General features: G+C 63.6%; 9 protein-coding genes. 3 read left to right on the top strand and 6 right to left on the bottom strand.

What is annotated here, in order from left to right; all coding sequences use genetic code 11:
- The 5 genes from TW83_RS15755 to TW83_RS15735 form a co-directional block, all read right to left on the bottom strand.
- Positions 1-770 (bottom strand): chromate transporter (locus TW83_RS15755; protein ID WP_045983731.1); only part of this gene is annotated, 770 nt, incomplete at its 3' end.
- On the bottom strand, positions 770-1,588 hold the full coding sequence (locus TW83_RS15750) for a sulfurtransferase/chromate resistance protein (protein ID WP_045983730.1): 819 nt from the start codon (positions 1,586-1,588) through the stop codon (positions 770-772). The genes TW83_RS15750 and TW83_RS15755, both read right to left, overlap by 1 nt.
- Positions 1,589-1,848: 260 nt before the next feature.
- Positions 1,849-2,496, bottom strand: a complete 648-nt coding sequence (locus TW83_RS15745; RefSeq protein ID WP_045983732.1) for a hypothetical protein — start codon at positions 2,494-2,496, stop codon at positions 1,849-1,851.
- A gap of 13 nt (positions 2,497-2,509) precedes the next feature.
- Complete coding sequence (locus tag TW83_RS15740) at positions 2,510-3,244, bottom strand: HupE/UreJ family protein (protein ID WP_045983729.1); 735 nt, start codon at positions 3,242-3,244, stop codon at positions 2,510-2,512.
- Between the two features lie 58 nt (positions 3,245-3,302).
- Positions 3,303-3,635 (bottom strand): hypothetical protein, encoded by a 333-nt coding sequence (locus TW83_RS15735; RefSeq protein WP_139086132.1) that lies wholly within the window; start codon positions 3,633-3,635, stop codon positions 3,303-3,305.
- 96 nt (positions 3,636-3,731) lie between these two features.
- On the opposite strand from TW83_RS15735, the gene TW83_RS15730 reads away from it, so the two are divergent.
- Together TW83_RS15730 and TW83_RS15725 are read left to right on the top strand one after the other, a co-directional pair.
- Positions 3,732-3,989 carry a metal-sensing transcriptional repressor gene (locus TW83_RS15730; protein ID WP_045983727.1) on the top strand — a complete coding sequence of 86 codons (258 nt, stop codon included), beginning with the start codon at positions 3,732-3,734 and terminating at the stop codon, positions 3,987-3,989.
- A gap of 9 nt (positions 3,990-3,998) precedes the next feature.
- On the top strand, positions 3,999-5,312 hold the full coding sequence (locus tag TW83_RS15725; protein ID WP_045983726.1) for an MFS transporter: 1,314 nt from the start codon (positions 3,999-4,001) through the stop codon (positions 5,310-5,312).
- Positions 5,313-5,479: 167 nt separating this feature from the next.
- Here TW83_RS15725 and TW83_RS15720 read toward each other — a convergent pair whose 3' ends face one another.
- A complete protein-coding gene (locus tag TW83_RS15720) occupies positions 5,480-7,963 on the bottom strand; it encodes a heavy metal translocating P-type ATPase (RefSeq protein ID WP_045983725.1) in 2,484 nt (827 codons plus the stop codon).
- Between the two features lie 165 nt (positions 7,964-8,128).
- Here TW83_RS15720 and TW83_RS15715 point away from each other — a divergent pair, with 165 nt between their 5' ends.
- Complete coding sequence (locus TW83_RS15715; protein ID WP_045983724.1) at positions 8,129-8,317, top strand: heavy-metal-associated domain-containing protein; 189 nt, start codon at positions 8,129-8,131, stop codon at positions 8,315-8,317.
- Positions 8,318-8,374 lie beyond the last annotated feature (57 nt).

The following is an 8,374-nucleotide window of genomic DNA, read 5'->3' as shown; positions in this document are numbered from 1 at the left end:
CTGAAGAACCCGGCGATCTGCGAGAACACGTTTTCCGGGCCGAGGATCAGGAACAGCGCCGCCACCGGCACCAGCCACAGCCCCAGAAACACCGCCGATATGCACGCCGCCCACCCGGCGCTGACACGGGTATGGTCGGGCGTGCCCTCACCCAGCAGGGTGTCGGCATCGGCCACCTGGGTGCCGCCCATCTTGCTGTGCCCGCCCCCGCCTTGGAACGCTGCCAGACCCGCACGGGCGCCGACGAAGCCCACCAGCGCTGCCGTGAGGATGATGACTGGAAACGGCACGCCAAAGGCGAAGATCGCTAAGAACGAGGCCGCGGCGATGCCGATCATCGTGCGGTTCTTTAGCGCGCGCGACCCGATGCGGATCACCGCCTGCACCACGATGGCCAGCACCGCGGCCTTGAGGCCGAAGAACAGCCCCTCCAGCACGCCGGTATTGCCCCAGATCGCATAGATCCAGGACAGGCTCATGATCGCCACGACGCCGGGCAGCACGAACAGCAACCCCGCGATGATGCCGCCAAGCGTCCGGTGCATCAGCCAGCCGATATAGACGGCCAGCTGCATGGCCTCGGGGCCGGGCAGCAGCATGCAATAGTTCAGGGCGTGCAGGAACCGCCGTTCGCCCAGCCATTTCTGTTCCTCGACCAAGATGCGGTGCATCAGCGCGATCTGGCCCGCAGGGCCGCCAAAGCTCAGCAGGCCGATCCGCGCCCAGATGCGCGCGGCCTGGGCCAGGGTTGGATAGGGGCGGGTCTGCATTATTCTGCCCTCGGCTTGTTCATGGGCCAGTTATGGGTCTCGCCGGTCGCGTCACGCGCCCACCGATAGAGCGCGTCATAGACCAGCATCCCCGCCTCCAGCTGTTCCAGATCGTCGGCATACATACGCGACAGGCCAAGGGAGACGGCCAGCAGCCCCGCTGCTTCGGGGGCCAGGTCCAGCCGTGCCGTATCGGCAGCCCGAACGATCACGGCCAATCGGTCCAGCGCCGGAACGGACAGGCCCAGCTCAGCCAGCATCACGTCGAAACTGCACAGATCGCCCCTATGGCTGAAGAAGACGTCCTCGATGTCGAAGGGCGCGGCCTCATGGCGCTCGGCGACACCCGAGACTTCAGCCGGGGCCACAAACAGGATCACTGCGCGGGGATCGACAAAGCGGCGGATCAGCCAGGGGCAGGCAATGCGGTCGATTTTGGGTCGTGCGCGGGTGACCCAGACCGTGCGGCCCTGCCCGTCGCGCGGCGGCAAATGATCTGTCTGGATCAGCGGCAGACCCGCCTCTCGCCACGCGACAAAACCACCCTCCAGGTATTCGGCCGGGCGGCCTTCGGCGCGCAGCCATGCGGCAGCGCCCTGACTGCGGCGATGCCCCGCTTGGCACAGCACGAGGACAGGACCAGTCGGCAGCGGCGGAAGGTTAGCCAAGGCACGGTCGTCGGCACGGATGGCCCCCGGCACCAGGCTCGGATCGGCGGCAAAGTCGGTATCGGACCGAACATCCAGAATGACCGGGGCGCGGGGCGTACCAATGATCCGGGCAAGCTTGTCGACGGAAATCGCATTGGGCGCAGGCATGGGCGTTCCTCCCGTGAAGGTTTCAGTGGAACGCGAACTTCAGCTGACGCCTCGTGGGGCGGTCGCAGGCCCCATGCGCAAGGAAATAGAATGTGATCGCGAGGAAGGTCAAGACAGCAGATCGATGTTGTACCATGCGGTGCGGTGCAGCCTTTGGGCGGTGGCACGTCCCTGCCGGTTTTCACGATGGTTACATATGAATAGTGCCGCAGGAAGAATGAGGCAGCCATTCGCGTCGATCACGAATGGCTGCCCGACGCTCAGTAGGTTTCGACGACGGCGCTGTAATCGCCGCGCACATTGATGGTCATGGTGATCGGTGTGCTGTCGCGGTTTCGCCAGAACCAGCCGTGATCACCGGCGAAGGGCGCCTCGATGCTGCCCTCGCCGTCGGTCGCGCCAGCGCCGCGCTCATAGTCGATGGACTCGCCACCGTTATGGGCATGGAGATCAAAGTTGACCCGGCCGCCTTCAGCGGTCCATGCGTATTCAGCCACGTCTCCAGCCGTCATTGTCAGCTTGATCTCGGCCGTGTCGCCCGGCTCCAGCGTGAAGGTCACGGTGTCCGTCCAGGTGTCCTGCGCCTCTTGCGCATGGGCCGTGCCGACGAACAGACCCATGACACTGTCCAGAACGCTCGACGTCTGGTCCTGAGAGGGCTGCTGGGTGGCACGCTGCTCGTCCAGCAGACGATCCGCTTCGGCTTCGGCAGCAAGCTGGACCTTGATTTCGCCCATCTCGGTCAGGCCGATGACCCGGCCGATCCCGGTGGGGTCGATAGCGTATTCAGCAGGAAGATAGACGGTGACCGCGATCACCGCCGCACCGATGCTGGCCAGGATCGTGGAGCGGCGCAGTTGCGCCTTGATGGGCAGCTCGTCGATGTTGGGTTTAGGTGCATTGTGCATGGGAATATCCAATCTATGCAGAGGTGGAAGCGATGTAGCCGGCGACCTGATTGAAGGTCAGCCAGATGCCCAGGACCATCATCACCACGTTGGCGATGGTGGCCTGGCGCAGGAAGTTGGGGCTGCGACGCCAGTAGCCCATGACGATCAGGATCACGGCCAAGGCCAGCAGTTGGCCGACCTCGACGCCAACGTTGAAGGCCAGCAGGTTGGCCAGAAGCCCATCCTGCGGGATGTCATAGTCGAGGATCTTCGTGGCCAGGCCCGTGCCGTGGAACAGGCCGAAGATCAGCGTGGCGACCTTGGTATTAGGCTGGAACCCGAACCATTTCTGGTAGGCGCCAAGGTTGTCCAGCGCCTTGTAGACCACGGACAGGCCGATGATCGCGTCGATGATGTAGGCGTTGATGCCCCAGCCATACCAGACTCCAAGAAGCATGGTGACCGAATGGCCGATGGCGAACAGGCTGACATAGATGCCGACATCCTTCATCCGGTAGAGGAAGAACACCACGCCCAGCAGGAACAGGATGTGGTCGTAGCCGGTCACCATGTGCTTGGCGCCAAGGTAGATGAAGGGGATGATCTGCACCCCCCAGATTTCCTGGATATAACCTGCGTCACCGGCGGTGACGTTATGGGCAAGAGCTTGGGCGGCCGTCAGCAGGACTGCCGCCAGCAGGATCAGGGTCAGCGCGACCGGTTGGCGTGGTGCCAAGGCGCGCAGGACCCCCAAGGTCGAGGTCATGGAAAAGTCTCCGGTAAGGGTCTGTCTGTTCGGATACGCCGCGCGGTGGCGGCATCGATCAGGCCCGCGGAGGTCGCTCGATCAGATAGACCCGCTGCGGTCCGTCCCATGACGCCCGCAGCCGGAACGTATCGCGCCAAGCCACCCTTGGGTGCGCACCGGCGCCGGGGACAAGCATGGCCTGGCTGTGATCATGGTCGGCCACGTCATGGCTGTGACCGTGCAGCGCCCAGAAAAGATCCTCTTCGAACCCGTGCGAGTGGCCGTGATCAGCGATCATGTCGGTATGCTCGGCCACCACTTCGAAGATGTAAGGGACATGGCTGGCGCTTGGCGCAAGGGACCAGATGACAAGCGACAGACAGACGAGTGCTGAAAGCACGCTATGCATCAATGTCCGAACCTGTTTCACCGGCCTGCCCGTCATTTCGCGGCGCGCTGATCACACCGTCTTGTTCTATCCCCCAGGGGGGGATAGCCTGACTGTATGTCACACCCGCACGTTCACGCAACCCACCCCGCCCTCGTCGCCCGGCTGAAACGTGCCGAAGGTCATCTGCGCCATGTCATCGGCATGATCGAGGGACAGCAGCCCTGCCTCGACATCGCCCGCCAGCTGGCGGCGGTGGAAAGTGCTGTGACCTCTGCCAAGCGGGCGCTCATCCACGATCATATCGACCACTGCCTGGTCCACGACGCGGCGGAGACACTGGACGAGATGAAGGCGATCACCAAGCTGCTGTAAGGACACTCCATGCTGGCCATCCTGCGCGACCGCACCTATCGTCATCTGCTCGCGGCGCAGGTGATCGCGCTGCTGGGCACCGGGCTAATGACCGTGGCCCTGGGCCTTCTGGCCTACGATCTAGCCGGGGCGGATGCGGGGGCGGTGCTGGGCACCGCGCTGGCGATCAAGATGATTGCTTATGTCGGCGTCGCGCCGGTGGCGCAGGCATTCACGGATCGCCTGCCGCGCCGGTCGGTGCTTGTCGCGCTGGACCTGGTCCGGGGGGCCATTGCGCTGTGCCTGCCCTTCGTGACCGAGATCTGGCAGATCTACCTGCTGATCTTCCTGCTGCAGGCCGCGTCAGCCGCATTCACCCCGACATTCCAGGCGACCATTCCAGACATCCTGCCCAAGGAGGAGGATTATACCCGCGCCCTGTCGCTCTCGCGCCTTGCCTACGATTTGGAAAGCCTCGTCTCGCCCATGCTGGCGGCGGCGCTTCTGAGCGTCATCAGCTTTCACAGCCTGTTTGCAGGGACGGTCGTTGGGTTTTTCGCCTCGGCTGCGCTGGTCCTCAGCGTCCGTCTGCCCCCACCGCAGCCAGCGGCAAGGCGCGGGGTCTGGGACCGGACCACGCGCGGCATCCGCCTCTATCTGGCGACCCCGCGTCTGCGCGGATTGCTGGCGATCAGTCTGGCCGTCGCTGCGGCCGGATCGATGGTGATCGTGAACACGGTCGTGCTGGTCAAGGCAGGGTTCGGTCTGTCGGAGCCAAAGGTGGCACTGGCGCTGGCCGCGTTCGGTGCGGGATCGATGATCGCCGCCCTGACCCTGCCGCGCCTACTGGACCAGCTGTCGGACAGGCCGGTGATGATCGCTGGTGCTGCCGTCCTTATCGTCGGAACGGCTGCCGGGATCGCCGTGGGCAGTTATGGCGCGCTGCTTGCCCTATGGCTGATCCTGGGCTTCGGTTATTCTGTCGCGCAGACGCCAGCGGGCCGTTTGCTGCGCCGCTCAGCTCATCCGGAAGATCGTCCTGCGATTTTTGCCGCTCAGTTCGCGCTGTCTCATGCCTGCTGGCTGATCTGCTATCCCCTGGCCGGATACCTGGGCGCCCGCGCGGGCATGACAGCCGCGTTTGCTTCCATGGCGATCATCGGGCTCATCGGGCTGGCCTTGGCATGGCGTCTATGGCCTGCGGGTGATCCGACGGATGTCGCGCATGATCATTCGGACCTGCCCACGGATCATCCGCATCTGCGTGAGCATGGAGGAATGGGGCGGCATCACCACCCCTTGGTGATCGACGATCTGCACAGGCGTTGGCCTGTGGGTCTGTGAAGTCGACGCAGTAAGAGCGCCATGAGTTAAGCATCGTAGCACGGTCACGTTGAAGCGCATGGCGAATGCCGGGGCTACCGGCCAGCAAGATCAGGGGGGTCGCCCATAGCTGCGGATCATATTGGCAAAGACCCGGGCCTCTGGAAGGCCCCGCTCTTTAGAGGTTTTCAGACTTCATGCAACACTGCAGGTGAATAACGCTTCAGCCGAAGGGCATTTCCAAGGACAAAGACGGACGACAGCGCCATGGCCCCGGCCGCAAAGACTGGTGACAGGAGGATACCAAAGCTCGGCCACAACACACCCGCCGCTACCGGAATCAGGGCAGCGTTGTAGGCGAAAGCCCAGAACAGGTTCTGCCGAATATTACGCATAGTGGCCTTGGACAGCGCGATCGCGTCCGACACCGCGGTCAGACGGCCGGTCATCAGCACCACATCGGCCGCCTCGATCGCGATATCGGTGCCCGTGCCGACGGCAATTCCGACATCGGCTTCGGCCAAGGCCGGCGCGTCGTTGATACCGTCGCCAACATAAGCGACGGAGCCTAGTGCCTGAAGACGCTTGACTGCCGCCACCTTTCCGTCGGGCAGCACCTCGGCCACGACCTCGTCGATACCCAGCTGGCGCGCGATGGCCTGCGCGGTGCGGGCGTTGTCGCCGGTGATCATGGCGACCTTCAGGCCCAAGGCATGCAGGGCGCGGATGGCCTGCGGCGTCGTCTCCTTGATCGGATCAGCCACAGCCAGGACCGCGGCCAGACGGCCATCAATGGCTGCGTAAAGCGGGGACTTTCCCTGATCGGCCAGCCGCGCCGCAATCTCGGCAAAGGGTGCTACGTCCAGACCCAGTTTGCTCATGAAGCGGTCAGCGCCGATCTCGACCTTTTCAGTTCCTGCCTTCGCCTGGACGCCAAAACCGGTCAGCGACGTGAACCCCGTCACATCGGGCAGTGTAAGGCCCTCTTCCGTAGCCGCCGTAACAATGGCGCGCGCAATCGGGTGTTCGGACTTCGCCTCCACGGCGGCAACAGCTGCCAGCACGGGAGAGCGGTCAAATCCAGGGGCGAGGTTTAGGTCGGTCAGCCGGGGGCGCCCTTCGGTCAACGTTCCGGTCTTGTCAAAGGCCACGACGCGAACGTCCTGAAGGGCCTGCAACGCCTCTCCCTTCCGGAACAGGATGCCAAGCTCTGCGCCGCGCCCGCTGCCCACCATGATCGACATCGGCACCGCCAGGCCCATCGCGCAGGGGCAGGCGATGATCAGCACCGACACGGCATTTACGAGTCCAAAGGTCAGTGCAGGTTCAGGGCCGAAGATCAGCCAGACGGCAAAGGTCAGCGTCGCCAGAACCATCACCGCTGGCACGAACCACATCGTCACCCGGTCCACTAGAGCCTGGATTGGCAGCTTGCCGCCCTGAGCGGCCTCGACCATGCGGATGATCTGGGCCAGCATGGTGGCGTCGCCGACAGCAGTGGCGCGAAAGGTGAAGGCCCCGGTCTGGTTGACGGTGCCGCCGGTGACAGCGTGGCCGATGGTCTTTTCCACCGGCAGGGGCTCGCCTGAAATCATGCTCTCATCGATCCAGCTGGTGCCATCGATCACGTCGCCATCGACCGGCACCCGCTCGCCTGGACGGACCTCGATGAGGTCCCCCGGCCGCACGTCGGCAATCGGCACTTCAATTGCCGTCTCCACACGGACCACGCGGGCCGTCTTGGCCTGCAGACCGACAAGCCGCTTGATCGCCTCGGAGGTCCGGCCCTTGGCGCGGGCCTCAAGATACCGACCCAGCAGGATCAGGGTGACGATGACCGCCGCCGCCTCGTAATAGACATTCACGGTGCCCGCGGGCAGCAGGGCGGGAGCGAAGGTGGCAACCAGCGAGTAGCCATAGGCGGCCGATGTGCCGACCGCGACCAGGCTGTTCATGTCCGGTGCCAGCCGGGCCAGCGCGGGAAATCCTTTGGTGTAGAACCGCCGCCCGGGGCCGAGCAGCACCGCCGTGGTCAGGGCGAACTGCAGATACCAGCTGTTCTGCATGCCGATGGTGTTCATCACCGCCATATGCACCCACGTGAACAGGTGCGAGCCCATCTCAAGCAGGAAGACGGGCAACGTCAGCGCAGCGGCTATCCACAGGTTGCGCTTCAAGGCCGCTTCCTCAGCAGCCTTCCGATCCGTAGCCGCATCAGAAACTGCCGAGGCCGAGACACCGATCCGCGCCTCATAGCCGACACCGTCAATTGCGCTGATCAGATCTGCGGGATCAGCTAAACCAGTGACAAGTGCTCGTTCGGTGGCTAGGTTGACCGTGGCCCCTGTCACGCCCGGCACGGATTTCAGGGCGCGTTCCACCCGGGAGACACAGGACGCACAGGTCATCCCCTCGATAGCCAGATCGATTGCGGGGGAGCGGACGTCGTAGCCGACAGTCTCGACCGCCTTGACCAGCGCCGCACGATCCAGATCCAAACCAGTGATCTCGGCCCGCTCTGTGGCGAGGTTGACCGACGCCGTCTCGACTCGCGGCACCGCTTTCAGCGCCCTTTCCACTCGTCCCACACATGACGCGCAGGTCATCCCCTCGATATTAAGGACGACTTTCGATTGCAGGTCAGGCTGCATATTCTTGACGCTGACGTTCATGACGGATCACTCTCTGAAGCTTGCTCCGTTGACCCAAATAGGCGTTCCCATCATGGGAGGGTCAAGCGTCAAAGCTAAAAAATAATAACACGCTCCTGTATTGACCTTACCAACGTTGGAATCCCTAATTCAAATCCCGTGAGATTAGTGCTCAAGGAGGTTCCCATGCAGTTCCACATTGAAACCATGACTTGCGGCGGTTGTGCGCGCGGCGTCACAAAAGCCATCCACTCCGTTGATCCGTCCGCAGATGTGAAAGCCGATCCCGCAACGCACACAGTCAGGGTCACCTCGACTGCTCCGCGCGAGCAGCTCGTCGCCGTACTGACGGATGCCGGCTTCGCACCGGCATAAGGGGCTAAATGCCGAAGGCCCTTTCGGAAGGAAGGGCCGTAAGCGTCCGGTCTAACC

The sequence above is a fragment of the Paracoccus sp. S4493 genome, from assembly GCF_000967735.1.
In the GTDB taxonomy this organism is placed as follows: domain Bacteria; phylum Pseudomonadota; class Alphaproteobacteria; order Rhodobacterales; family Rhodobacteraceae; genus Paracoccus; species Paracoccus marcusii.
This window is presented reverse-complemented; position numbering and strand designations above follow the sequence as displayed.

Coding starts and splice junctions, on each gene's coding strand:
- TW83_RS15730 (WP_045983727.1), top strand. CDS start 3,732: ATGTCACACCCGCACGTTCACGCAACCCACCCCGCCCTCGTCGCCCGG.
- TW83_RS15735 (WP_139086132.1), bottom strand. CDS start 3,635: ATGCATAGCGTGCTTTCAGCACTCGTCTGTCTGTCGCTTGTCATCTGG.
- TW83_RS15745 (WP_045983732.1), bottom strand. CDS start 2,496: ATGCACAATGCACCTAAACCCAACATCGACGAGCTGCCCATCAAGGCG.
- TW83_RS15750 (WP_045983730.1), bottom strand. CDS start 1,588: ATGCCTGCGCCCAATGCGATTTCCGTCGACAAGCTTGCCCGGATCATT.
- TW83_RS15715 (WP_045983724.1), top strand. CDS start 8,129: ATGCAGTTCCACATTGAAACCATGACTTGCGGCGGTTGTGCGCGCGGC.
- TW83_RS15740 (WP_045983729.1), bottom strand. CDS start 3,244: ATGACCTCGACCTTGGGGGTCCTGCGCGCCTTGGCACCACGCCAACCG.
- TW83_RS15725 (WP_045983726.1), top strand. CDS start 3,999: ATGCTGGCCATCCTGCGCGACCGCACCTATCGTCATCTGCTCGCGGCG.
- TW83_RS15720 (WP_045983725.1), bottom strand. CDS start 7,963: ATGAACGTCAGCGTCAAGAATATGCAGCCTGACCTGCAATCGAAAGTC.